Origin of the sequence: Rothia sp. HMSC064D08 (genome assembly GCF_001809525.1) — a bacterium.
Lineage (GTDB): Bacteria > Actinomycetota > Actinomycetes > Actinomycetales > Micrococcaceae > Rothia > Rothia dentocariosa.
The window spans coordinates 13,880-36,349 of record NZ_KV797893.1 but is presented as its reverse complement, the minus strand read 5'-3'; the positions used below and the strand labels follow the sequence as shown (position 1 = coordinate 36,349).

Here is a 22,470-nt window from a genome sequence, read left to right as displayed (position 1 = left end):
CGGGAGCGTTTTCTTCATTCGGGAGCACTTTAACTGCTCCCGAATGAAGAAAACGCTCCCGGATTAGCGGTACAACCGCAGGAAGCCCTAAAGCCAACCGTTATCGGCGGCGATACGTATCGCCTCCTGCCGGTTCGAGGCGTTAAGCTTCGCCATCGCAGAAGACAGATGGTTGCGCACCGTACCGGGGGAGAGGAACAGCTGCTCACCAATAGCGCGCGCCGTAGCGCCATGACCGGCAACCTGCAGAATCTCGGTTTCGCGCTCGGTCAGTGGAGACTCCCCATACGCCAAAGACTCCGCCGCAAGCGCCGGATCCACCACATGCATACCCGCATGAACACGCCGAATGCCCTCCGCCAGCTGGGACGCGCTCGTATCTTTCACCATAAACCCGCTCGCCCCAGCGGCGAGAGCACGCCGCAGGTACCCCGGTCTGCCAAAGGTCGTCACAATGAGCGAACGTACCGGATCTCCCGTAAGCGTTACCAGTTTCGCATCTCGAATCGCAGCCGCCACATCAATACCGCTGGAAAGCTCAGAACCGGGCATTTCGATATCGAGAAGCACCACATCCGGGTGATACCGGTTGATCGCCGGAATAACCTCATCGCCGCCGCCAACCTGCGCGACCACCTCAATATCGTTCTCAAGTCCCAACAGTGCGGCCAGCGCCTCACGCACAAGCTGCTGATCATCGGCGAGCATAATCTTAATCATCTGTATCTCCCGAAGGCTCAATCTCGGCGGTATTACCGTCCATACTAACCCGAACCCGCGTACCCCGAACGTCTACTGCCCCAGAACCGGCAGGATGCTCTCGCAGCCAGTGCGCCGGAGCATCCTCAATAACGAGGGTTCCGCCCGCAGACTCCACGCGGCTCTTCATGCCCTTAATGCCGCTTCCAGCAGCGTACTCGGCAGGAATACCCACCCCATTATCAAGAATTTCAAGCCCGGTATTACTCAACCGCACCTCACAGAAACCGGCATGTGAGTGTCGCACAATATTTGTCACAGCCTCACGCAGCACCCACGAAAAAAGCGAAGAATTCACCCCAACCACTGAGAGAGCATGTTCGGCATCGGGCAATTTAGCGGTGATCGACGCCGTCTGCAAGGCACGCGCCGACGCCTGAATTTCACCCGAAAAATCCGGGATGCGCAGCCTCGTGACCGTCGAACGAACCTCCGCCAGCGAAGACCGAGAAAGCTGGGCGATAGCTTCAAGCTCCGCATCGGCACGGTCAGGGTCAGCATGCAGAAGTTTACGCGCCAAATCGGCCTTAAGCGTGATCACGGTCAGAGAATGCCCGAGCACGTCATGTACATCGCGGGCGATGCGCTCGCGCTCGCTGACCATATCAAGCTTGGCCTGGGTTTTGTCGGCGTTTTTACTCAGCTGGATTAGGTAGGAGAACGCCATAATCCCGATCATAGGGATTCCCAGCGATAAGGTTAGACGGGATTTATCCGCAAAATTGATAGGAAACCCGTCAGAGAACATATAAATTATCCAGGAAACCGCCGCTATGACGAAGGCGCCGCGAATCCGCGTGCTGTAGGGAATGTCCTCGGCAAAAGTCCACAGTGCCACAAAATAGATGGTGAACCCGATGAGTACATCTGCCGGTGGAATGGCGGCTATCAGCATTACGCCACATACGGGCACGAGGAGAAGAGCCGTCCAGAGAAGCAGCCGCCTGAAATATGATGACGCCGGAAGAATCCAGGGAACCGTATACGCGGCAACATCTGTGATTGAGAAAATGACCAGGCAGATAATGACATACACGGGTTTCCACACCGGAGCGTTAGGCTCTAAAAGGCCGTCGTAGATGTACCCCAGATATACGAGCCAAGGTGCAGAGAATCCCAAGCTAATCCAGTCGATAGCGCGGTTTTCAGGTGTTTTATTGCGGGGTTTTAGCGGTGTCATATGCTCCTCCTGGACTCTAGTATAAAGACGACTTCGTGTAGCGCAGAGGGCGCATCCGGCGGTACGAATACCGGATGCGCCCAAAACCTAGCAGCCGTTGTCGCGAAAGACCTAGCGCCGCGTGGTTCGCCGCATAAGGAGCATGGTCGCAAGAATGAACAGAGCGCCCCAGGCTGCGAAGCTAACAACGCCGTACCAGAGTGGTTCGATCATGTTCCAGTCGGGGCCGCTGCCGTTGATAATTGTGAGCCCTTGAGTGAAGGGATAGCGGGAGATTTCGGCGGCACCGTACAGCGGAGTGAACCGGGCGTAGGGCATAAGGTCTTTGGTGAGCGGGGCGAAGAGCGTGCCGAAGAACGAGAACACCACCAAAACGCCGTTGGCAATACCTACTGCGCTTTCGCTGGGTACCAGAAGCCCGATGGCCAGCCCGAAGAACCCGAAGACCATAGCGCATAGTATGCTGAGCGCGGCGCAGGCGATCTGCTGATTCAGCGGCATATCGATTCCGGTAAGGCGGGCAGCAATGTTCACTGCTATGACGGGTACCGCCGCCATTACGAACGCTACACAGCATTTGGAGAACAGGTATTTACCGGTATTCATGGGGGTGAGGGCTAGCTGCCTGCCCCATCCAGCCACGTTTTCGACCACGGTTAGGCCGCTGACCGATACGGTGCTGCTGATAGCGCCGTAGAGTGCCATGCCGATCATGACATAGGCGGAGGCGTTACCGTCTGCGACTTTGACCTTTGCATAGTCCTGCAGAGCGCCGAAGAGCATATAGAGCCCCACAGGCAGGATGATCGTGTAAAACACGGAAGACGGCGACAATACCGACCGGCGAATTTCGTAGAGCGTGTAACGTAGCATGTCTAGGACTCCTTTGTGGCGCTAGATGCGGCTGATTCGGTGTCTGAGGTGAGGAGCATGAAGGATTCGTCCATGGAGGGCTTCACGATTTCAAGGTCACTCACAACCTGCGTGTTGAGCAGAAGCCGCACGAAATCTTCGGCATCCGAGATGTTCAGTCGGTGGCGGTATTTGCCGTTTTCCTGGGTAATTTCGACCTGCTGATGCGGTAGATCGTCAAAGGTGAGGGGCGCATCCGCCAGGAAGCTCACATGCCGGTACCCGGTAAGGTCACGGATTTCTTCGGACGTGCCATCGGCAATAATGGCGCCGTCACGCATGAGCACAATGCGCTGTGCGAAGTTCTGAGCCTCTTCCAGGTAGTGGGTTGCGAAGATAATGGTTTTGCCGGTTTCGGCGAGCTTATCCATGCGTTCCCAGAAGGTGCGGCGGGCGGTAACGTCCATGCCGGTGGTGGGCTCATCCAGAATGAGGATATTAGGGTCATGCATGGTGGCGATAGCGAACCGGATGCGCTGCTGCTGCCCGCCAGAGCATTTACCGACTTTACGATGCGCCAGCTCGGTCAGGTCTGCGCTGGCAAGCACTTCATCAATATCGATGCGGGTGGGATAGAGCGTGGCGAGCATTTCGAGGGTTTGCCGCACGGTTAGGTCTTTGAGGAGCCCGCCGGTTTGTAGAACGGCCCCAATATCGCCGCGCTGCACTGCCTTTTTAGGGGAGATACCCTGCACGGTGAGGGTTCCTCGCGCCGGTTCGGTCAGCCCCAGAATCATATCAATGAGAGTGGTTTTGCCCGCCCCGTTTGGGCCGAGCAGGGCTATGATTTCGCCTTTGCTGATGGTGAGGTCGAGATTATTGACGGCAGTGAGGGTGCCGCCTGGAACCCGGAAAACCTGGGTCAGATTCTCTGCCTGAATAACTGTTGTCGTGTTCATGCTTCTAGTACACCAGCTTGTACCGGGTGCTATAAGTGCGTGCTGTCATGACATACCCATGACAGGTGTCATGGTTTTTGGATGCGCCGCCTCGGCGGTGTTCTATTTTGCGAGTTATTGTGCATCGGGCGGTTATTTAAGTCGCCCAATACAAAATAAACCCCAAAATAGCGGGGGAGGGCGGGTGTGTATCCGGTGGGGAAGGAACCTGAACCTCACCCTTGACCGCGTAAATATCTTATGTACTACTTAAGACAGTGATACCCTGATGATAGTGATCCATTGCAATCTGTATGGAGAAATACCATGACCAGACACATTGAACGTCTTCTCAACTATTGGTGGGTTCTGGAACTATTTAACCCGCCCAACATACCTCAACTCACGACAAAGTCTGAATGGAACCCTCTGCATAGACAGGAAGCTATAGTTAAGAAAATTACTGATTGGCGGCGTGGTGACATATTTCCATGGAGTATCTTACCGGCTCCTCTTACCCGTCGCACGAAATATGGTGAAGCGTCCTATAAATGGAAACACACTATATATTTAGGCGTACATCAGAAATCTTTAGTCTATGAATTGCTCTCTCAACTCTACGGTGCAGATCAAGAATCGGATGAATTTCGCACAGCAGGTGAAAGTGCTGCAGCGGCTTTCGTTATAGATCATACTGGTAGAATTAAACTTGATAGCTTCATATTATCGAGTGCGGTATGGGCATCTGCAAATGCTAACCCTGATAAACCTGAGAAGTTAGGTAACCCGGAAGATTTCAAAGAAGCAGAAAGTAATATCACAGAACAAATTATCGCCTATGAGATAGAACGTGTGCGAAAAAAGATCGGAGTGTATCGTGTTGATGGTACTCCACGTAGTGATGAGGAACTTTTAGCGCGTCAGCTGCCAGTAGATTACGGGGTATTTACACTCCTTACTGAAATGGTATATCAGAGTATAGGGATGTCACCAGATAGTCCTACACATAGTTACATCACACGTATTTCGTCGGAACAGGTTCGAGAAGACGATGGTGACGATCATTCTGATAATCCTGATAACTTTCTCAATAGCTTCCAACTTGAAGAATTAGGAGACGTGTTACTGCGCTCGCGTAAAGGAGAATTGGGGAAAACACTCTGTACGTACCTCTCAAAAAGGGCAAACCCTGTTTACGGGACTCGGCAAGATGTTATTGAGGATCCCCAGAGCACGAACCAGATCCTAGAGCCTCAGAATATTCCTGCCGGACGTTGGCCATCAAACCCACAACATCACCTTGCTCGCGCCCAGCAATTTACGGTTAATAGAGTGCTTGCAAATCCGTCTGGGGCAGGACAGCTGTTTGGCGTGAATGGTCCTCCTGGTACTGGGAAAACTACCTTACTTCGAGATGTGATTGCGGGTATGGTAACCGAGCGTGCTTGTGCAATGGCCAAATTTGCTAACCCTGCAGCGGTATTTGGTACTCGTAGGATCAAATACAGGGACGATAATGGTAAAGATCGGTATTTCACACCTCCAGATAGTTCAGTAACTGGTTATGAAATGGTTATTGCATCTAGTAATAACGGTGCTGTAGAGAATGTTTCCACTGAGATTCCTGACCGTGCTGCTATTGATTCTGACACTTGGGAGGGGGCTGACTATTTCACTTCTATTGCAACAGCTCTTTTGCATAAAGTGCGAAACGGATATAAGAAAGAAAATATCAAACCTGTTGATGCTTGGGGTATCCTTGCTGCACGCTTAGGTAACAAAAATAACCGTCATTCATATATAGGGGCACTGATGTATGGAAGTGCTTATACGCCAGTAGACGGAGCAGAACCTATAGAGGTACCAGGGCTGCTTGAATTGCTTGACAGCAAGAGTCATATTGAGTTTTACCCAGATTGGGAGGAGGCGCGAGGAGCTTTTAAGAATGCGTGGGCAAAAGTTGAGTGTTTGAATGAATTGCGTATTAACGCATATCAACGGAATAAAACTCTCAAAGAAGTTGAAGAACATTTAGCTCAGTTAGAAGAAAGGAAAGTAACTGTTGAGGGAGATTTGCAGATAAGTAATATTACATATCAAAATACCCATGAGAATTTAACTCGAATTGCTGAACGGAAAACAGCTGCGACTCTGGCTTATGAGCGCAGTGGTGAGTTGAAGCCAGGTTTTTGGGCAAACTTATTCAGTTTTGGGCGAGCAGGTTCCACTTGGAGATCGCAACATGAGCAAAAAATTGAGGATCTTACATCTTCTGAAACTGCTTTTGTTGAAGGTCGTGTTGCTTATGAAGAAGCTCAGGGTCAGTGCATAGAAAACCAGAAAATACTGGAATATATTAGAACCAGTATCACTACTGCCCAGAAGAAAACTGTGGAGCTTAACCGTCAGATACAGCGGGATCGGGAAGAGTATGGCAGTGCTTATCATGTCAATACAAATGATATTCGCAAGGAGCTTACTGCACCTTGGTTAACAGAAGAATACGATAAAGCCCGATCTGATTTGTTCTTACGTGCATTAGATTTGCATCGAGCATTTATCTTAGACTCTCGCACGAATATGAAGCAGCGACTAAAAATTGCCGGTGCAATTATTAAAGGCAGCATGCGTAATGCTCCTCCTGCATTGGTTAAAGCAGCATGGCAAGTTTTCTTTCTTACAGTTCCGACTGTATCGAGTACTTTTGCTTCTATACCAAGGATGTTTTCTGGATTAGGCCGTGAATCTCTGGGATGGTTATTGATTGATGAAGCGGGACAGGCTAATCCACAGGACGCTGTAGGTAGTTTGTGGCGAGCGAAAAATGCTCTTGTGGTAGGAGATCCACTACAACTAGAGCCAGTGACGACAATGCCCGCCAAATCCCGGCGTGGTTTAGCAGACTATTTCAATATTTCTGGGGAGTGGGTACCTCCGCAAGCCTCGGTACAGACTCTTGTTGATCGAGTTGCACTATATGGCACATATTTGGGACAGGGTTCTGAGCGTCGCTGGGTGAGTTCTCCGTTACGTGTGCACCGACGTTGTGAGTCACCCATGTTTGATATCAGTAATAAGGTGGCGTATGAAGGAATGATGATTTCAGACACTCGTGTTTCGCATTCTTGGTACAGCGAAAACGCAGATGTCTTCCAGAGTGCATGGGCACATGTTCCATCGCAGAATAGAGGCCAAAAAGTTCAAGAAGCAGAGCTACGCCGATTTAGGGAGATGATTGATTATCTTGCTGCTCAAGGTGTGGAATACTCAGATATTATTGCTATTAGTCCATTCCGTGCTGTGGCTAATAGACTACGTAAAATGCAGAAAGATTATCCTGGGTTAACCGCTGGTACGGTTCATACGGCTCAAGGGAAAGAAGCATCTGTGGTTGCTTTTATTCTCGGTAGTGATCCTGATAAAGATGGCTCACGTGGATGGGCCGCGTCTTCACCAAACCTTGTTAACGTGGCAGCAAGCCGTGCAAAGCGACGTCTGTATGTCTTTGGTGACTATGATAAGTGGGCAACTCATCCTTATTTCAGTGATATGGCGAAACTAATCAACAAAAAGATCTAGGTATCGTACGGTGATAGGTATTACGAACACTCTGCGGCAAGCAATAGCCCGTATCTTACCTTTTACCGCACATGCAGCTGTCGCGCGGTAGAATGTTAATTGTCTGTGCCTGCGCCTGGTATCACTCGGGGTGTGGGCGAATTATCGTCGTCATTATGAAGGATTTTCTGTGGCTCTGACTATCGGCATTGTCGGTCTTCCTAACGTGGGCAAGTCCACCCTGTTCAACGCGCTTACCCGCAACACGGTGCTGGCGGCTAACTACCCGTTCGCTACGATAGAGCCGAATATTGGTGTGGTGAACCTGCCGGATGCCCGCCTGAACCGGCTCGCCGAGATTTTCGGGTCTGAGCGTATTCTGCCCGCAACTGTCTCGTTCGTTGATATTGCGGGTATTGTGAAGGGCGCCTCTGAGGGTGAGGGGCTGGGGAATAAGTTCCTGGCTAATATTCGTGAGGCACACGCGATCGCGCAGGTGGTGCGCGCGTTTGATGATCCGGACGTGATTCACGTGGACGGCAAGGTTGACCCTGCCTCCGACATGGAGACCATTAATACCGAGCTGATTCTGGCGGATTTGCAGACTTTGGAGAACGCGATTCCGCGCCTTGAGAAGGCAGTGAAGATTAAGAAGGGCGACGCCGCCCAACTGGCAACCTACAAGCAGGCGCAGCAGATTCTTGAGGACGGGAATACGATTTTCTCGCGTGCGGCTGCCGAGAAGCTTGAGATGGCGCATTTGAAGGAGCTGAACCTGCTGACCGCTAAGCCTTTCATCTACGTGTTTAATGCGGATGATGGTGTGCTTGCTTCTGAGGAGAAGCAGGCCCAGCTGCGTGAGCTGGTGGCTCCGGCGGAGGCTGTTTTCTTGGACGCGAAACTTGAGGCTGACATGGTGGAGCTTTCCGAGGAGGAAGCTCGCGAGATGCTGGAGATGAGCGGTCAGGACGAATCTGGGCTGGATAAGTTGGCTCGCGTGGGCTTCTCAACCCTGGGTCTGCAGACTTATTTGACGGCTGGCCCGAAGGAATCGCGAGCCTGGACGATCTATAAGGGCGACACCGCACCACAGGCGGCGGGCGTGATCCACTCCGATTTTGAGCGCGGCTTCATTAAGGCTGAGGTTGTTTCCTTCGATGACCTGGATGCGGCAGGTTCCATGAACGAGGCTAAAGCCCGCGGCAAAGTCCGCATGGAAGGCAAAGACTACATCATGGCTGATGGTGATGTGGTTGAGTTTAGGTTTAATGTGTAGGTCGCGTAAGCAAACTATTACAGCATTTTTGTAATAGAGAGTTGTTCGTGTGCTCCCTCATTTGATCGCCGCAGGTGGGCGACATACAGTTGGCCTGCGGGCTGATGGTACGGTGGTCGCCGTTGGTGCGAGTACCGCTGGTGAATGTAGAACGTCGACATGGCAAAATATTGTTGACGTTGCTGCCGGAAGTGTTCATATGGCCCGCAATACGGGAAAATCACACACCTTAGGACTTGCTGATGATGGAACTGTTCAAGCCTGCGGATGGAACAACCATGGACAATGTGACGTGCAAAAGTGGCAGAATATAGTTGGGGTCGCCGCGGGATGGCGTTTTAGCGTAGGTTTGCGTGGAAACGGAACTGCCGTCACAGCTGGTAGGCTTGCGGATGATGAGCTAGCTACTTGGCATAACATAACTGAAATTACGTGTGGTGATTGGCATGTTGTAGCCCGGCTCTCAGATGGAACTGCCCGCGCTGCGGGAAATAACACATATGATCAATGCGAAGTCCACAATTGGAATGGAATTACGTCTGTTGCGGCTGGATATCTGCACACCATTGGTCTTACAGAGGACGGTACGGTCTGTGCGACCGGGCATCCGGAATTCTGGAGTGGCAGTGAGCGGTGGACAGAGATCATTGCCGTGGCTGCTGGCAGTTACCACTGCGTTGGTCTTACAGCGAATGGCTCCGTTGTTGCAGCAGGAAGTTCTGAATTTGGACAGTGCAATGTCTATGACTGGAAAGATATTGTGGCTGTGGCGGCAGGCGGTGCATTCACCGTGGGGCTGCGTGCTGATGGTTCGGTCGTTGCTGTTGGCGACAATAGTAATGGTCAACTTAATACCGCGGGCTGGTGTCTTTTTTAAAGGTTGTTGACCCGTCGGTCCACGGTATACATGCCCACGCCCCAGCTAATATAGGCTCATGGCTAAAAGAATCTTGCACATCGTGACGAATGTGGGTCAGTACGATAACGGTGACCCGACGGGGCTGTGGCTTTCTGGGCTGACGACCGCTTGGGATAGGTTTGAGCAGAGGGGTTTCGAGCAGGACATCGCCAGTCCACGTGGGGGAGACGTCCCTTTAGATCCCCGCTCTCTGAAGTTCCCGTTCCGCAATGAGAGTGCAAAATCCTGGCTGAATAACCAGGAACGCATGGCGCTCCTGAAAAACACCCCTCCCATCCGGTCCGTAGACCCGAACACGTACGATGCTATATGCCTGGCTGGTGGGCATGGCGCCATGTTCGACTTCACGCATAACTCCGAGCTGCACAACCTCATCGCCAGTGCATACGAGCGGGGCGCGATCGTCGCATCCGTGGGGCACGGGTACTGCGGCATCCTCAATGTACGCCTGAGTGATGGAAGCTATCTGGTGAACGGCAAAATACTGACCGGCCCCTCCTGGAGGGAAGAGAAACTCGCTTTAGTGTCTCAGAAGGTGCCCTACAACGCTGAAGAGCTAGCAAAAGAACGCGGGGCGGACTATATTCGCTGGAAGAGGCCTTACAGGAGCTCAGCGGCAGCGACTAATGGACTGGTTACGGGGCATAATAACTCCTCATCAGGTAATCTTGTCGCGTTCTCCGTGTGTGAAGAACTCGCTCGGCTCGACCTTCTCAAGGGTAAAGGCTCGGAGCCTCTGTAACTAGTTTTAACGCGCTCGACCCCGGTACGGTTATCGCGAACCATACCGGGATCGAGCCTCATTATTTAAGTATTGCGCCCGGTATGAGATGCGTCCGGGTGCACAGGGAGAGGACTAGTCCTCAACACCAACCATGACGTTGGATGCCTTAATAATGGCGGTAGCAGGCTTGCCAACCTGCAGCCCCAGCTCCTCAATAGCGGCGTTGGTAATCGAGGAAGAAACAATCAGACCGGGAGCGATCTCAATCTTCACAATGCCGTTGGTAGCGCCTTCGGTAATCTCAACAATGGTGCCAGCAAGCTGGTTACGGGCAGAAAGCTTCATGCTCGGTTCCTTCCAGAGTAAACGAATATCCCCTACATGTTATATGTCTTAGTTTATGCAAGCATCTTCTTATGCGGGTAGTAACTCTCAACCCCCAGGGCTTACGCTAATTCCTGCGATGCGAAGCCGGGGTAATACTTGGATAGACCTAACTCAAGCACATATATTTCATAGATAAAATATTCAATATTTCTTATTGTAAGAAGTTTAGAGAAAGAGTTATTTTAGTTTTATAATACATATCTATTCTTTATTATGTAATATATCCACTTATTTACACCCTGTTATAAAAAATATTTGCAAAATCTGGAAAATTCCTGACAATACACATGGGCTTATGCGACGGTTAAAATACCAGCTGATATTTATCAGGAGAAAGGATGCGAATTATGACTACCACGAAGGTACCTGTATATGTATCCCTGGCTGTTGCTGGCATTATGGCTTTGAGTGCCTGTGGTTCAAATAGCTCTAATGATGCTTCGAATTCTTCCCCATCGTCTTCATCATCAACAGCCTCCAAGACGGCTAGCGCCGGTGGATCCGGCACGGTGAGCAACGGTGGTGGAAACTCCGCGAACTCCGGTTCAGGCGCTAACGGCGGCGCAGCAAATTCTGGTGCTGAAGGCGGCACTGGAACGGACCAAAACTCCGGCACTGGCGCACAGAGTGGCAGTGTAACCGGCGCCGATACCAACGGCGGAGCACAAGCGAACCAGGGCGCTGAAGCCCAAGGCGGTGCCCAGCAGCAACAGGCCGATCCTGGAGGGGCGAATGCTGCGAATGATGAACATAATGTCACGAAAAACCCCAACGCATTGACCCCTGGCGAATACGTAATCCACCGCGAAGCTTCCTGGGACTACGTTGATACCACGGGCTCTCGGTATCATGTCGACGGCGACGGTGGCTGGACGAGCGTTGGGGAAGACGGTACCAGTACCGTTGCGGCGGATGGTTCTTGGACCAAGAACTATGCCGACGGGCACACGGTAGCCCGGGTAGAGGCTGACGGAACCTACCGGGTTACCTATGACGGTCAGCTTTCCCCCGAGATACCCAGTAACGCTGTCCCGGTGTCTCCTGGAAAACTCCCTGACCCGAAGGCGGTCCCGGCAGTAAACCCGGTACAGCCCACTAAGCCGGGCATGTAATAACCAGCAGAGACACTTTCGCAAAGTGCTTTGCGCGAAACGGGTGCGCATCCTCAATACCTGAGGATGCGCACCCTATTGTGTGCACAGCGTACACACCCGCTGAAATTTGGGGGCTAACGTCGTCGGGGTTACGGGTTGGGGTGAACGTCAAAAAATTCTATACCGGTGGAAGCCACCGTCTTGGAAATATGTGAGACAGTATAAATTTATGATTTTTCAAAATATTAATAATCTTTAGTTGATTCGTTCATAAATAAAATTTAGTTTAGATATATAAGCTAATTCAATTTCTTTAATGTGTAATACACGGGTGTAATGCATTTTGTGGTAAAAATATTTGCAAAATCTGGAAAATTCCTGACAATACACATGGGCTTATGCGACGGTTAAAATACCAGCTGATATTTATCAGGAGAAAGGATGCGAATCATGACTACCAAGAAGGCTACCGCATGCGTATCTCTGGCTGTTGCTGGCATCTTAGCTTTGAGTGCATGCGGCTCAAATAGTGCGAATGATTCTTCAAGTTCGTCCTCGGCTTCTTCTTCATCAAGTTCATCTCGTGCTTCTAGTTCCACAGGAAGCTCCAACGCTGTGAATAACGGCGGTGGAACATCTGGAAATTCCGGTTCAGGCGCTAATGGTGGCGCAGGTACGGAACAGAATTCCGGTAATGGTGCAGTGCAGGGTGACGGCGGTACCAGTGCTGGTACCGGCGCTAATGGAGGCGGCGCCCAGGCAGATCAGGGCGCGGGAACTAACGGCGGTGTCGCTGGCGGCGGAGCTCAACAACAGGGCGCCCCCGGAAAGACAGCGAACCAAAATCCCGGTTCTGAAGGGTATGTGCAGGTTGCTGAAGACGGATCCTGGACTGCAACCGAACCCGACGGCGAGATCGTGAGGGTGTATCCCGATGGGTCATGGGACCGGAGTAATCCAGCCACCGGAAACACCGATTGGGTGGGTGCTGATGGATCCTGGATTACAAATGAAAACGGTCTGCCCAACGGCTCCAATAAGAACTCACAGGTGCAACCTAACGGTACCTACGAGGTCAGGATGAACGGTGAAGCGTCTCGTGAGACCCCAAGTGGAACGCCTGAAACCCCCGTGATGCCCAATGGTTCGAATGCGGTAACCCCTAAGGGAGCGGTTCAGCCTGCAAAACGCTGATACCCCTTTGAAAGAAACGGTTAGGCGCGTATCCTCAGCCATCGCAGGATGCGCGCCTATCTGCGTCTGTGAGGTGAAGGCTAGCAAGAACCACCCTCAGGAGTACTGTGACCCGCGGAAAATACTGCCCGGTATAGTTCGCGCTTACCTGAAATCTTGAACCTGCCACCGTGCTACAGGTAGCGTGGAGTACAGGTACACGATAAACACCCACCTCAGGAGGCTTTATGCGCGAGCAACACACTATGCCGAAAGATATTGCGGCGGCCCTAAAAAACGCGGGGTTACGCACCGACTATAAGGCTCGACCAGCGTATCAGCGCAACGACTATATTGGTTGGATCAACCGCGCCAAGACACCGGCGATGCGTATCGAGCGCCTCGAACAAATGCTCACCGAGCTGGCACAGGGCGGTATCTATATGGGCAAGGAACATAAGGCCTCACGTAAATAGGTTCAAGATGCACCGCCACGAGCAGTCATGCTGAAAACGCACCCTGATCTGTATTCTGCACTCTGCCAGGATATAGAACGCGATTTATCCTGTGTTAGGCAGTTTTGCTGAGCGTGCCAGGAGGCTTGAATATGCGATTTAACAATATGAACTTTTCTGATGGTCACTATGTGCAGATACCCATTAGCTGGGACGCACAGGAATTTACCCACCGCTTTTTATCTGCAACCCCTCCGTGGGTTCGTACGATAATGCGGGTTCGTAACCGTGTTGTACAGAAAATAGGGTTTACAGTACAGCCCTCATCGAAATCCAAGCAATTGGAAGTTACGGTTGGTTCATCAGCGGGTCCTTTTACCTTTACTGAGGTCACTGATGAGCATGTCATCGGTGGCCATAAGGATAGGCATATAGAGTTCTCATCAAAATTCGTGGTTACCGCTTCTGAGGGCAGCATGTCTGCGTGTGGCGGGATTGAAACATACGCCCAGCCTCAATCGGCTGTGGGGAAGGTGTATCTGACATGTATCTGGCCATTCCATAAGGCCCTGGTGCCTTACATGCTGCGTCAAGTCGATATAAAACCGTGAGCGCAAAAAGACCATGACCCTCGTATGGTTGATTTCTATGATGAAGACAACCCCGATGGGGCGGACCATGATTATTACCGTTCTCTAGCTCATCGGTTTAATGCCCAAAGAATCCTTGACCTAGGATGCGGTACCGGCATACTTACCGTAACTTTAGCTCAATCGGGGCGTGCTGTTATCGGTGTAGACCCGTCAGCATCAATGTTAGAGTACGCACGCAGTCGCCCTGGCGCTTCCAAAATCCGGTGGATTCTGGGGGATAGCCGAAATGTTCCCGACCATGGCTTCGATTTGGTAGTGATGAGTGGTAATGTGGCGCAACACATCCCTAGCCCACAGTGGGAAAAGACCTTGAATGACCTACATCGTATAATGCACTCAGGTGGAATGCTCGCGTTCGAGAGCCGTAATCCAGCATGTCGAGCCGGGGAAAATTGGACTACGTCTACTACGACTCGCTCCACACGGCACGGACTGATATCTGAATGGTCAGAAGCGGTTGCACCTGATAATAATGGGCAGGTTCTGTACCGCACTAACTATCACTTCATGGACTCTGGAGAGACTGTGGTCCAAGAAAGTATCCTAACTTTTCGAGATAAAAAGACATTAGGCTACCAGCTGCAGAATGCAGGATTTGAAATACACGCCGTATGGGGTGACTGGTGCCGCACCCCTTTTGATGGCACTCAACCGATTATGGTTTTTGAGGCTGTGGTGCCAACGAGGTAGATATGCAAAATAAAGCAGCATTATTATCTATATCAAGGGTGTGTTGTTTACTGATGCGGAGGGTATTATGCGTACAACTGTGACTTTGAATGAAGAGATTGTTGCTAAAGCGGCTAAGCTCACCGGTATTGAAGAACATTCTTCTCTAGTGCGTGCTGCCTTGGAAACTCTGGTACGTGTTGAAAACGGACGCCTGCTTGCTACATTAGGAGGTTCCGAACCTCAAGCCCAAGCAGCTCCACGGCACCAAGATATATGAGTGCATATAAGGGCGGTTTCTAATAAAACGCACCCGTAACGCACAATAAAAAGCGGATCCTCGAAACAGAATGTTCGAGGATCCGCTTTTGCAGAATGTGGAAGAAGCTACTTCTTGTGTGTGACGCTCAGATAGATGGAGATAGCGACCATCGCGGCGATAATCGAAAGAATCCAGCGGATCCAGTCGATACCGGCGGTTTCAGCAACACCAAGCAGACCAGCTACCCAGCCTCCGACAAACGCGCCAACAGCGCCCAAGATGATGGTCCAGAGAATAGAAATATTCTGCTGACCCTTCATGAACAGGCGGGCAAGGGCGCCAATAATAGCACCCGCAATAATCATCCCAATAAGCTGACCCATAGATACCTCCTTGCGGTTTGGATGAGTCATATACTGCGCAGAGTTCCATAGACTTTGCACACGAGCGATAATGTGTGGTTATCGCATATGAACCCTCAATTGTACAGTACAAATTACTTGATGGGTAAACTATAGGTGTATGCGGTTCCAACCCGGACTGTACACTATGCGGAACCTGCGCAGCTATAATCCCAGGAGCAGAAAAGAGCTGCCGGGGGTAAGACGCGCTAAAAGGCAACGGGATCCACCCAGTTTCGGAATGCGGTTTATTTCCTGCTGCGCTTGAAATAGTGCTCCGATGGGTAAAATGCTGGCTCCTGCTTGTGCAGGAAGAATAATCTGCTGGCGCTCAAAATAAGCAATGTCAGTCTATCCGGTAGTGGAGCATACGGAAGGATTCCTTCAGGAATGGTAAACGCCGCGTTATCATGGCAGACAGTGCCCCGCTCTTCTTCCACGTCGGAAAGTCTGTCATCAGCCGTTTAGCACTCACCAAGCGCAGGTTATGAGCCCAACGCTCGGGTTCATGATCGTCGTCGCATCCAAAAACGAATCGCGCGCGGGAGTGCTTAAGCGCTTCGTGCTGATCGGAATGCGAAACCATCCACGAGTTTATGACGTCGAACGCGATCTCACTGCCGTGAAAACGCTGCGCAAGATCGCGGAACAAAGCGCGTACCGTGTAACGGTCAAAGTACATCAGCATGCCTTCAATCACGAACAGAAATTGGGCATTCGGCTGCAGATCGTTCAGCTCGTCCATCCAACCCGCGTCGAAGGCTGAGGTCCCCAGGAAAACTTCACTGCCTTGCGGGGGCAGCAACTTTATACGCAAAGTCATCACATCGGGTAAATCTAAGCTGTAAAACGGCACGTTCTGCGCGATTTCACCGATGCGTTCCCGGCGGCTGTCTAGACCGCATCCAACATTAACGATTACCGGGTTAGGTTGGCGCTTAATGAAATCGGCCGCGAGCCGGTCAAAGTAATCTGAGCGAATCGCGGTGCCGACAACGGTGTGAATAACGTTATCAAATTTAGAGAAATTGTAGTCTAACTGCGAAACGACTCGTCCAGCTGCCTCATCTTTGATGATTGGGTCGGGCTGTTGCGAGGCGAGGTGCTTCATGTACAGGGGAATAAGTAAGGTCTCGCTGATGGCATCTTCGATTTTCAGCATAGGAAAAAGGTCCCTTTCAGCTTTGACGAGGAGGTTAGCTTATCCTTAGTATACCGCGCGAGAACCTTTATTTTTAGGGTCTTTTCCAAAGGTTTTTATGCGGCGGCGCAAGATTGAGGAGTGCTACCGCAGGCGAGAGGCGGCTCTAAACATGTAAAGAAGAACCGTGTGAGGCAAATGCTGGTGCATATTCAGGCTCTTATTCCGGCGTTACAACCACAACATGACAAAACGGGAGCATTTTCTTCATTCGGGAGCACTTTAACTGCTCCCGAATGAAGAAAGTGCTCCCGAATTGAGCGTTACCGCAAGAGAGGAACTCTTCCATTACCTAAACAAATCCCACACGCTGAAGGTCGTGCGGCGGTAGATAGCCCCTTTTACGGCTCGTTTCGGGTTCTTCACAAACCCCATGCCGCGCCTGCCATAACCGGGAATCACGGCTCTTTTCACGGCGCGTTTTGCCCGACTGGTGGTGCGGGCCTTAATCATTCGTTTCACACTGGGTTTTCGCATACCAATTCTCATACCTTTAGCCTACTCCCAGCGTCGCAAACATGCGTGCCGCATCGTCACGGGCACGCATAAAGGCGAGGCTTTGAGCGCATAGCCACAACAACATTGTGGCCATATGTCAAAACCTCGCCCGTATGAATAACCCAAGAGTTACATAACCACTACGAGTTTGCCGCGTGTATGTTTCTCGGCTACACGATCTTGCGCGGCGCCAAGCTCCTCAAGTGAGTATTTCTTCTCAATAACTGGGCGCAGCTGACCGCGCTCGACGGCATTGGTAATCCACTTCATGGCCTCGGACGATGCCTTGGTCGCCAGCAGGAAACCCACGCGACGGTTCGTGAACAGCGAGGTCAGAACCGCCGGAAGACCGTCAGGTGAGACTGTCATCATGCGCCCGCCCGGCTTCAAGTAGTTGCGGTAAAACGCGGTCACAACGCCTCCGCAGTCCAGGATCGCATCGAATTTCTCAACCTTTTCGGGGTCTGGCAGAGCCTCGTGGTCGTATGCCTCAATCGAACCTAGCTCGCGGCACAGAGCTATATTTTCTTCGGCTGAAACGGTTGCCACCTGAGCCCCTAAAATCTGCCCGATCTGCAGCGCGGCATGCCCTACACCGCCGCTAGCACCCACCACCAGCAAACGCTGACCGGCCTGGAGTTTCAGGTTCTTGCGGAGCACCTGCAGGGCGGCAAGGCTCACGAGCGGCAGTGCCGCCGCATCAATCTGGTTCTGGATGCGCGGCGCATGGTTAATTCGGTTCTCACGGAATAGCGCGTATTCGGCTGCTGTGCCGGTGGGCGCCATCGAAATGGAGCCGTTGAACCCCCACACAATATCGCCAACTTTGTAGTCCATCACGCCGGTGCCCACGCTGACAACCTCGCCGAGCGCATCCACACCGGTACCTTTGGGGAAGCGTTTACCTGTAAAAAGCCGCATTTCGCCTTCGCGCACGATCACGTCAATGCGATTCACGCTGAAGGCCTGCACGCGTACCAACACCTGGCCGGGGCGGGGAGATGGCACGGGAACCTCGTTGATCGTGAGCAGTTCAGACCCGCCAAATTTGTCGTATTGTACGGCGCGCATTGTGGTTGGTAGCGACATATTTATCTCTTTCTTATCGGTCATTGCGGAAGCATCGGTGTAGGATGCACGGCATTCGACATGAGAACCGCAGCTGTGTAATGGGCGACGGCACCCAAAATAATGCCTCTGTGTTTAACTCTAACCTGTATGCGTGCCAAACCGTGATAAATGACGGTTTTACGACGGGCACCCGGGTATATTTCCAGGCGTACAAACCTGCTGGGCACATTCCTGAGTGCATAATAAAAACCCTTGATGTGAATAAAACGTTGAAGAATCGTGCTTGATTCACATAAAGACCCTTTTTAGCATGGGGGCTATGACGACTACATCTGTGTACTGTCTTTTCTTCGACGGTTATGAGACTCTCGACGCTATGGGACCTATCGAATTTTTGCACCGTGTGCCTGATGTGCGTATGCGGTATATCTCGGTGGCGGGCGCAGCCGAGAGCGGCGGTTCATCGGTGAAGTCCGCCCAGGGCTTTACCCTCAAGACAGAAATTGTTGAAAGTCTTCCTCCGGGGAGCATTCTTCTGATTCCAGGAGGTATAGGTACGCGCTCTCTCGTCATGAACGGCCTATTCCTGCAAAACCTTGCTAAATTGGTACAGCAAAGCCAAACCTGCCTGACAGTCTGCACCGGAGCGGCGCTTCTTGCCGCCACAGGTGTTCTTGACGGGAAGCCTGCTACTACTAACAAACGTGCCTTCGAGTGGGTGCGTGGGACGCGCCCACAGGTGAGGTGGCAGCAGAAGGCGCGTTGGGTGAGCACAGAGAAGTTTTATACATCCTCGGGAGTTTCGGCGGGTATGGATATGACTCTAGGTTTTATCGCCGACCGGTGGGGTTTGGAAACGGCTCAAGAGATCGCGTCCCGCTGCGAATATCTGTGGCAAAATGACCCGGACACTGACCCATTTGCACATTCTGCCGAGATCGAATCAGCGTAGCTTCCTCCCAGCGCATAAAAAGACCCTTTATACGAATAAAGCGTTAGAAAATCCGCTTGATTCGTATAAAGAGCCTTTTTTACAACACTAGGGAGAGGGGAGGGGAGAACAGGGCAGCAAGCCTAGTGCGTCGTAACACCACCATCCACGCTCAATACCGCGCCGGTCACCCATGCGGCCGCATCCGATGCCAAAAACGCGGCGGCACGCCCAATATCATCAACATTCCCGATGCGCCCCAACGGAATCAACGCCGAGGCATTTTGCTTCATTTGCTCCTGCGCTTCAGGCGGCATCGCAGAAACATTGCGCAGCAATTGTGGAGTTTCGACCATTCCCGGCGCAATCGCATTCACGCGCACTCCGGCGGAACCCGTCTCAAACGCTAATGACTGTGTGAAAAGATTTAATGCGCCCTTTGTCATGGAATAGACCGTCGAAGGGCGCCCGGGAAGCATTCGCCTCGAAAAATATGACGAAATGTTAACAATATTGCCAGAATTTTTAGCGAGTTCAGGCAATAACTTTTGTGCCAAGAAATACGGGGCTTTGACGTTGAGATTAAAATGCTCGTCAAAAGCGTTCTCATCGGTTTGCTCAAAGGGAATAAACCGTGCAATACCGGCATTATTGACCAGCACATCAATACTTCCCAAAATATCAAGGGCATGCTCGGCGGCACGGTGTACTTCAGAAATATCCGTTAAATCTGCTGCGAAGGTGTGCACGGTCACGGGGTATTCGCTCAAGCGCGCGCTGGCTTCTGCAAGTTTTGTGGGGGTGCGAGCAATGAGGAATAGGTTAGCACCTTGGCGGGCAAATTCTTCGGCAATACCGTAGCCGATACCGTCGCTGCCGCCGGTAATAACAGCATTCTTGCCGGAAAGAGCAGAATTGGTATTCATGATGATCTCCTTGGGGGAGGGAATGAGTGATAAAGAGTAATTCCCGCTTAAAACCTGCTATCTCAGGCGAGAGCAGCAAATGTGCTGCGGGTATTTAGGAATTTGCTGAAGTTGAATGAAAGTGGCTAGAGAGCTTTACTCGCCTTTTATAAAGGCCATAAAGGCGGCGCCGTCAAGATAAATGCTGGAGGCAACAATTTTGCCGTCTCGCACTGTGAGAAATTCCGGAACCTCGAAAATCTGGGTGGCTCCTGCGGGGGACTTTGCGGTGTAGCGCGCAATAACCGCCGCTTTATCGCCTTCAACCACAAGATGTGCAAGCTCAACATTAGTGGTGGAATTAAAAAAATTTCCGGCACCCTGCAGATAATCTTGTTTGCCAAGATTTTGTTCTGCACTGTTGAATCCATAGGCTAATTTATCGGAAATGTAGTCTTGCCAATTTTCGGCGTGAATTGCCGAATAGTAATTCAGGACGGTCTGCTTAGTAGTCATTTGACCCTCTCGCGAATAGAATATATGACATGCGGGTATAACCCACGCATTTAACTGTAACAGACATGTTCTATTTATTAGGGTAATAACTACGTGATTGATTCATCTAAGCCATTGCGAGCTGATGCGCGGCGCACGGTCAATATCGTGCTTCACGCCGCCGAACAAGTATTGCGCCGAGACCCAACCGCCTCGCTGGAGCAGGTGGCTACGGTTGCAGGAGTCACTCGAACAACTATTCATCGCAGATTCGCCAGCCGCGAGGTTCTTCTCGCGGAGCTGAGTAATATTGCCGTTAGAGAATTTTATGAAGCATTTGAGTCAGCAAGTCCCGAGACCGCTCCCGTAATGGTGGCGCTGCATCGCCTGACCGTTAACGTGATGCGGGTGAAGGCGATCTGGTTGTATGCGATGGCGCATCTGAGCGATGATGATCCCGCCGTGATTACAAAACAGCGCACTCTTTTAGGGCGTTTGGGTAAGGTTTTTGAGCGTGCACAGCGTGAGGGCTATATCGCTGCAGATGTAGACCTTATCTGGGCGCAGCGTATGTTCCGTGCCATGACTGACGAGGCGGTAGCTGGTATCACCGGCACCGGTATGGGGGCTAAAGCCCCGCCAATGCCGACCGGGCCGGATGATTTAGCCAGACTGGAGGCGGTTGTAGACGATGCCGAGCTAGACCGCCTGACCACTTTGATTATGCACACTTTGTTCACTGGAATTGGAACCCACGAACCCTCTATATGACACGCGATCAGCGAGATGGATACGAGGTTTTATTCAGCAGAAACATCTAACCTAGTCCGTGAGACAGTATTGCCCGCCTTGGATCGTAAGAGTGAAGGATAAAAATACGCAGAGTTTAGCCGCGTTTCGGTAGTCCACCAGGCAGATACCCACTGGGAAAAAGTTGGTGAGAAACGATATATACTCCTCAACAAAAGGTATGAATCACCCCGCAATACCGTGGGGAGCCGGTAGACGCTATTGTGCACCAGAACGGTTTTACCCAACCAACGTGAGAATAGAGGCTGTATCTCGCGCCACTCAACGCCCCATGACACGGGCGGCGTGCGGTATGTTTTTGTGGGTCTCCACCTTGTTGCGCTCATGGTGCACTTCGAGTAGAAACACTCGATGCAATCGAACATCAGGGGAGAGTCGGGGAACCTGTTTGCCAGTGTGCGTACAAAATTCGGTGAGCTACGTCAAAATATCTAATGGATAAGGTGCGCTCATAATAATTCTGATACGTCCCTGTAATTCAAGATACGCTTCGCCTGTATCAAAAACGAGAGGCAGAGCTATATTTTTCTGTAAAAACTTAATGGAGAAATTTTTCATAAAACCTTGACTAAATAACTTCGAATATTTCTATATCAACGTAAAAAATTCGTTCTCAGAATAATTATTGTGATGATTCCTCGATATCTCTTGTATCTCGGTCCTCAATTATGTTTAGGGTTGAATTGTTCATGTCACCGATGAATGGAGTTTATGATGTCTTTTCGCTATTCTCGTTCGGCTATGACCGGAGCTGCTATTTTCACCCTTGCAGGTGTGACGGTTCTTCCGCTCGCGCAAGCAAACGCAGCGCCTGCAAGTCCTCAGGATGAGGCTCGTTCTGGGTCCACTCAGGGCCAGCCAAATTCTGCAGCACAGAACGGTCAGGATCAGGGTCAGCAGCAGAGCGCTAATGCTAACGGTCAGGACCAGCAGGGTGCTAACGCCAGTGGTCAGAGCCAGGATGGTGCAACCCAGGATCAGCAGCAGAGCGCTAACGCTAACGGTCAGGGTCGGCAGCAGGGCGCCAATGCTGATGCTCAGGGTCAGCAGGGTGCTAACGCCAGTGACCAGAACCAGGATGGTGCAACACAGGGCGGTGCGACACAGGATCCTTCGCAAGCTGCATCCGGCGGTGAACAGCAGCAGGCTCAGCCTAGCGCATCTCAGGATCAGCAGGGTACTAATGCCAGCGGTCAGGGTCAGCAGCAGGGTGCCAATGCTAATGGCCAGGGTCAGCAGGCTCAGGGTGCACCCGCATC

The 22,470-nt window shown here is 51.5% G+C and carries 22 protein-coding genes and 2 pseudogenes; 14 read left to right on the top strand and 10 right to left on the bottom strand.

Annotated features, from left to right (window positions below):
• Positions 1-87 precede the first annotated feature (87 nt).
• From HMPREF2625_RS01995 to HMPREF2625_RS01980, 4 genes are all read right to left on the bottom strand, one after another.
• Positions 88-720 carry a response regulator transcription factor gene (locus HMPREF2625_RS01995; protein ID WP_070521190.1) on the bottom strand — a complete coding sequence of 211 codons (633 nt, stop codon included), beginning with the start codon at positions 718-720 and terminating at the stop codon, positions 88-90.
• Positions 713-1,939 carry a sensor histidine kinase gene (locus HMPREF2625_RS01990; protein ID WP_070521187.1) on the bottom strand — a complete coding sequence of 409 codons (1,227 nt, stop codon included), beginning with the start codon at positions 1,937-1,939 and terminating at the stop codon, positions 713-715. Before HMPREF2625_RS01990 ends, HMPREF2625_RS01995 begins: the two co-directional genes overlap by 8 nt.
• 111 nt (positions 1,940-2,050) lie before the next feature.
• A complete protein-coding gene (locus HMPREF2625_RS01985) occupies positions 2,051-2,812 on the bottom strand; it encodes an ABC transporter permease (RefSeq protein ID WP_013397541.1) in 762 nt (253 codons plus the stop codon).
• Between the two features lie 2 nt (positions 2,813-2,814).
• Positions 2,815-3,750 (bottom strand): ABC transporter ATP-binding protein, encoded by a 936-nt coding sequence (locus HMPREF2625_RS01980; RefSeq protein WP_070521182.1) that lies wholly within the window; start codon positions 3,748-3,750, stop codon positions 2,815-2,817.
• A gap of 306 nt (positions 3,751-4,056) precedes the next feature.
• On the opposite strand from HMPREF2625_RS01980, the gene HMPREF2625_RS01975 reads away from it, so the two are divergent.
• The 5 genes and pseudogenes from HMPREF2625_RS01975 (at position 4,057) to HMPREF2625_RS01960 (ending at position 10,224) form a co-directional block, all read left to right on the top strand.
• On the top strand, positions 4,057-7,308 hold the full coding sequence (locus tag HMPREF2625_RS01975) for an AAA domain-containing protein (RefSeq protein WP_083295590.1): 3,252 nt from the start codon (positions 4,057-4,059) through the stop codon (positions 7,306-7,308).
• Positions 7,309-7,477: 169 nt separating this feature from the next.
• A complete protein-coding gene (gene ychF / locus HMPREF2625_RS01970; RefSeq protein ID WP_070521176.1) occupies positions 7,478-8,563 on the top strand; it encodes a redox-regulated ATPase YchF in 1,086 nt (361 codons plus the stop codon).
• Positions 8,564-8,612: 49 nt separating this feature from the next.
• A pseudogene (locus HMPREF2625_RS11160) lies at positions 8,613-9,161 on the top strand (chromosome condensation regulator); the annotation flags it as partial.
• A gap of 54 nt (positions 9,162-9,215) precedes the next feature.
• Entirely contained in the window at positions 9,216-9,440 is a 225-nt protein-coding gene (locus tag HMPREF2625_RS11015; protein ID WP_246826582.1) for a hypothetical protein, read from the top strand.
• A gap of 58 nt (positions 9,441-9,498) precedes the next feature.
• Positions 9,499-10,224, top strand: a complete 726-nt coding sequence (locus HMPREF2625_RS01960; RefSeq protein WP_070521168.1) for a type 1 glutamine amidotransferase domain-containing protein — start codon at positions 9,499-9,501, stop codon at positions 10,222-10,224.
• 114 nt (positions 10,225-10,338) lie between these two features.
• On the opposite strand, the gene HMPREF2625_RS01955 is transcribed toward HMPREF2625_RS01960, so the two are convergent.
• Positions 10,339-10,551: a TOBE domain-containing protein gene (locus HMPREF2625_RS01955; RefSeq protein ID WP_037234731.1), complete on the bottom strand. Its 213-nt coding sequence runs from the start codon at positions 10,549-10,551 to the stop codon at positions 10,339-10,341.
• A gap of 389 nt (positions 10,552-10,940) precedes the next feature.
• Between HMPREF2625_RS01955 and HMPREF2625_RS01950 the strand changes: the two genes are divergently transcribed.
• The 6 genes from HMPREF2625_RS01950 (at position 10,941) to HMPREF2625_RS01925 (ending at position 14,917) form a co-directional block, all read left to right on the top strand.
• Positions 10,941-11,705 (top strand): protein RtoA (Ratio-A), encoded by a 765-nt coding sequence (locus tag HMPREF2625_RS01950; RefSeq protein WP_246826581.1) that lies wholly within the window; start codon positions 10,941-10,943, stop codon positions 11,703-11,705.
• 432 nt (positions 11,706-12,137) lie between these two features.
• Positions 12,138-12,881 (top strand): 1,4-beta-cellobiosidase, encoded by a 744-nt coding sequence (locus tag HMPREF2625_RS01945; protein WP_246826580.1) that lies wholly within the window; start codon positions 12,138-12,140, stop codon positions 12,879-12,881.
• Between the two features lie 227 nt (positions 12,882-13,108).
• Positions 13,109-13,336, top strand: a complete 228-nt coding sequence (locus HMPREF2625_RS01940) for a YdeI/OmpD-associated family protein (protein WP_013397528.1) — start codon at positions 13,109-13,111, stop codon at positions 13,334-13,336.
• Between the two features lie 131 nt (positions 13,337-13,467).
• Positions 13,468-13,926, top strand: a complete 459-nt coding sequence (locus HMPREF2625_RS01935; protein WP_070521157.1) for a DUF2867 domain-containing protein — start codon at positions 13,468-13,470, stop codon at positions 13,924-13,926.
• Between the two features lie 24 nt (positions 13,927-13,950).
• Positions 13,951-14,658, top strand: coding sequence for a class I SAM-dependent methyltransferase (locus tag HMPREF2625_RS01930; protein WP_070521154.1), 708 nt, complete (start codon positions 13,951-13,953; stop codon positions 14,656-14,658).
• A 67-nt stretch (positions 14,659-14,725) separates the two neighbouring features.
• Positions 14,726-14,917, top strand: coding sequence for a type II toxin-antitoxin system VapB family antitoxin (locus tag HMPREF2625_RS01925; protein WP_070521150.1), 192 nt, complete (start codon positions 14,726-14,728; stop codon positions 14,915-14,917).
• A gap of 107 nt (positions 14,918-15,024) precedes the next feature.
• Here the strand turns inward: HMPREF2625_RS01925 and HMPREF2625_RS01920 are convergent, their stop codons facing one another.
• From HMPREF2625_RS01920 to HMPREF2625_RS01905, 3 genes are all read right to left on the bottom strand, one after another.
• On the bottom strand, positions 15,025-15,282 hold the full coding sequence (locus HMPREF2625_RS01920; RefSeq protein ID WP_037231102.1) for a GlsB/YeaQ/YmgE family stress response membrane protein: 258 nt from the start codon (positions 15,280-15,282) through the stop codon (positions 15,025-15,027).
• Between the two features lie 364 nt (positions 15,283-15,646).
• The gene (locus HMPREF2625_RS01915; RefSeq protein WP_070521147.1) at positions 15,647-16,462 is read right to left on the bottom strand and encodes a class I SAM-dependent methyltransferase; all 816 of its coding nucleotides are present in this window, start codon (positions 16,460-16,462) and stop codon (positions 15,647-15,649) included.
• Between the two features lie 666 nt (positions 16,463-17,128).
• The gene (locus HMPREF2625_RS01905) at positions 17,129-18,088 is read right to left on the bottom strand and encodes an NADP-dependent oxidoreductase (protein WP_070521141.1); all 960 of its coding nucleotides are present in this window, start codon (positions 18,086-18,088) and stop codon (positions 17,129-17,131) included.
• Between the two features lie 301 nt (positions 18,089-18,389).
• On the opposite strand from HMPREF2625_RS01905, the gene HMPREF2625_RS01895 reads away from it, so the two are divergent.
• Complete coding sequence (locus HMPREF2625_RS01895) at positions 18,390-19,022, top strand: DJ-1/PfpI family protein (RefSeq protein ID WP_070521197.1); 633 nt, start codon at positions 18,390-18,392, stop codon at positions 19,020-19,022.
• Positions 19,023-19,144: 122 nt separating this feature from the next.
• Here HMPREF2625_RS01895 and HMPREF2625_RS01890 read toward each other — a convergent pair whose 3' ends face one another.
• Positions 19,145-19,927 (bottom strand): SDR family NAD(P)-dependent oxidoreductase, encoded by a 783-nt coding sequence (locus tag HMPREF2625_RS01890; protein ID WP_070521133.1) that lies wholly within the window; start codon positions 19,925-19,927, stop codon positions 19,145-19,147.
• Positions 19,928-20,062: 135 nt separating this feature from the next.
• Positions 20,063-20,422 carry a nuclear transport factor 2 family protein gene (locus tag HMPREF2625_RS01885; protein WP_070521130.1) on the bottom strand — a complete coding sequence of 120 codons (360 nt, stop codon included), beginning with the start codon at positions 20,420-20,422 and terminating at the stop codon, positions 20,063-20,065.
• A gap of 93 nt (positions 20,423-20,515) precedes the next feature.
• Between HMPREF2625_RS01885 and HMPREF2625_RS01880 the strand changes: the two genes are divergently transcribed.
• Together HMPREF2625_RS01880 and HMPREF2625_RS11010 are read left to right on the top strand one after the other, a co-directional pair.
• Positions 20,516-21,172 (top strand): TetR/AcrR family transcriptional regulator, encoded by a 657-nt coding sequence (locus tag HMPREF2625_RS01880; RefSeq protein WP_037231096.1) that lies wholly within the window; start codon positions 20,516-20,518, stop codon positions 21,170-21,172.
• A gap of 741 nt (positions 21,173-21,913) precedes the next feature.
• Positions 21,914-22,470: pseudogene (locus HMPREF2625_RS11010) on the top strand (protein argonaute-2); the annotation flags it as partial.

What these genes read in the sequence shown, in the direction of transcription:
- HMPREF2625_RS01945 (WP_246826580.1), top strand. Translation starts at nt 12,138, where the DNA reads ATGACTACCAAGAAGGCTACCGCATGCGTATCTCTGGCTGTTGCTGGC.
- HMPREF2625_RS01915 (WP_070521147.1), bottom strand. Translation starts at nt 16,462, where the DNA reads ATGCTGAAAATCGAAGATGCCATCAGCGAGACCTTACTTATTCCCCTG.
- HMPREF2625_RS01985 (WP_013397541.1), bottom strand. Translation starts at nt 2,812, where the DNA reads ATGCTACGTTACACGCTCTACGAAATTCGCCGGTCGGTATTGTCGCCG.
- HMPREF2625_RS01960 (WP_070521168.1), top strand. Translation starts at nt 9,499, where the DNA reads ATGGCTAAAAGAATCTTGCACATCGTGACGAATGTGGGTCAGTACGAT.
- HMPREF2625_RS01905 (WP_070521141.1), bottom strand. Translation starts at nt 18,088, where the DNA reads ATGTCGCTACCAACCACAATGCGCGCCGTACAATACGACAAATTTGGC.
- HMPREF2625_RS01950 (WP_246826581.1), top strand. Translation starts at nt 10,941, where the DNA reads ATGACTACCACGAAGGTACCTGTATATGTATCCCTGGCTGTTGCTGGC.
- HMPREF2625_RS01920 (WP_037231102.1), bottom strand. Translation starts at nt 15,282, where the DNA reads ATGGGTCAGCTTATTGGGATGATTATTGCGGGTGCTATTATTGGCGCC.
- HMPREF2625_RS01935 (WP_070521157.1), top strand. Translation starts at nt 13,468, where the DNA reads ATGCGATTTAACAATATGAACTTTTCTGATGGTCACTATGTGCAGATA.
- HMPREF2625_RS01980 (WP_070521182.1), bottom strand. Translation starts at nt 3,750, where the DNA reads ATGAACACGACAACAGTTATTCAGGCAGAGAATCTGACCCAGGTTTTC.
- HMPREF2625_RS01925 (WP_070521150.1), top strand. Translation starts at nt 14,726, where the DNA reads ATGCGTACAACTGTGACTTTGAATGAAGAGATTGTTGCTAAAGCGGCT.
- HMPREF2625_RS01955 (WP_037234731.1), bottom strand. Translation starts at nt 10,551, where the DNA reads ATGAAGCTTTCTGCCCGTAACCAGCTTGCTGGCACCATTGTTGAGATT.
- HMPREF2625_RS01895 (WP_070521197.1), top strand. Translation starts at nt 18,390, where the DNA reads ATGACGACTACATCTGTGTACTGTCTTTTCTTCGACGGTTATGAGACT.
- HMPREF2625_RS01930 (WP_070521154.1), top strand. Translation starts at nt 13,951, where the DNA reads ATGGTTGATTTCTATGATGAAGACAACCCCGATGGGGCGGACCATGAT.
- HMPREF2625_RS01990 (WP_070521187.1), bottom strand. Translation starts at nt 1,939, where the DNA reads ATGACACCGCTAAAACCCCGCAATAAAACACCTGAAAACCGCGCTATC.
- HMPREF2625_RS01890 (WP_070521133.1), bottom strand. Translation starts at nt 19,927, where the DNA reads ATGAATACCAATTCTGCTCTTTCCGGCAAGAATGCTGTTATTACCGGC.
- HMPREF2625_RS01995 (WP_070521190.1), bottom strand. Translation starts at nt 720, where the DNA reads ATGATTAAGATTATGCTCGCCGATGATCAGCAGCTTGTGCGTGAGGCG.
- HMPREF2625_RS01940 (WP_013397528.1), top strand. Translation starts at nt 13,109, where the DNA reads ATGCGCGAGCAACACACTATGCCGAAAGATATTGCGGCGGCCCTAAAA.
- HMPREF2625_RS01885 (WP_070521130.1), bottom strand. Translation starts at nt 20,422, where the DNA reads ATGACTACTAAGCAGACCGTCCTGAATTACTATTCGGCAATTCACGCC.
- HMPREF2625_RS01975 (WP_083295590.1), top strand. Translation starts at nt 4,057, where the DNA reads ATGACCAGACACATTGAACGTCTTCTCAACTATTGGTGGGTTCTGGAA.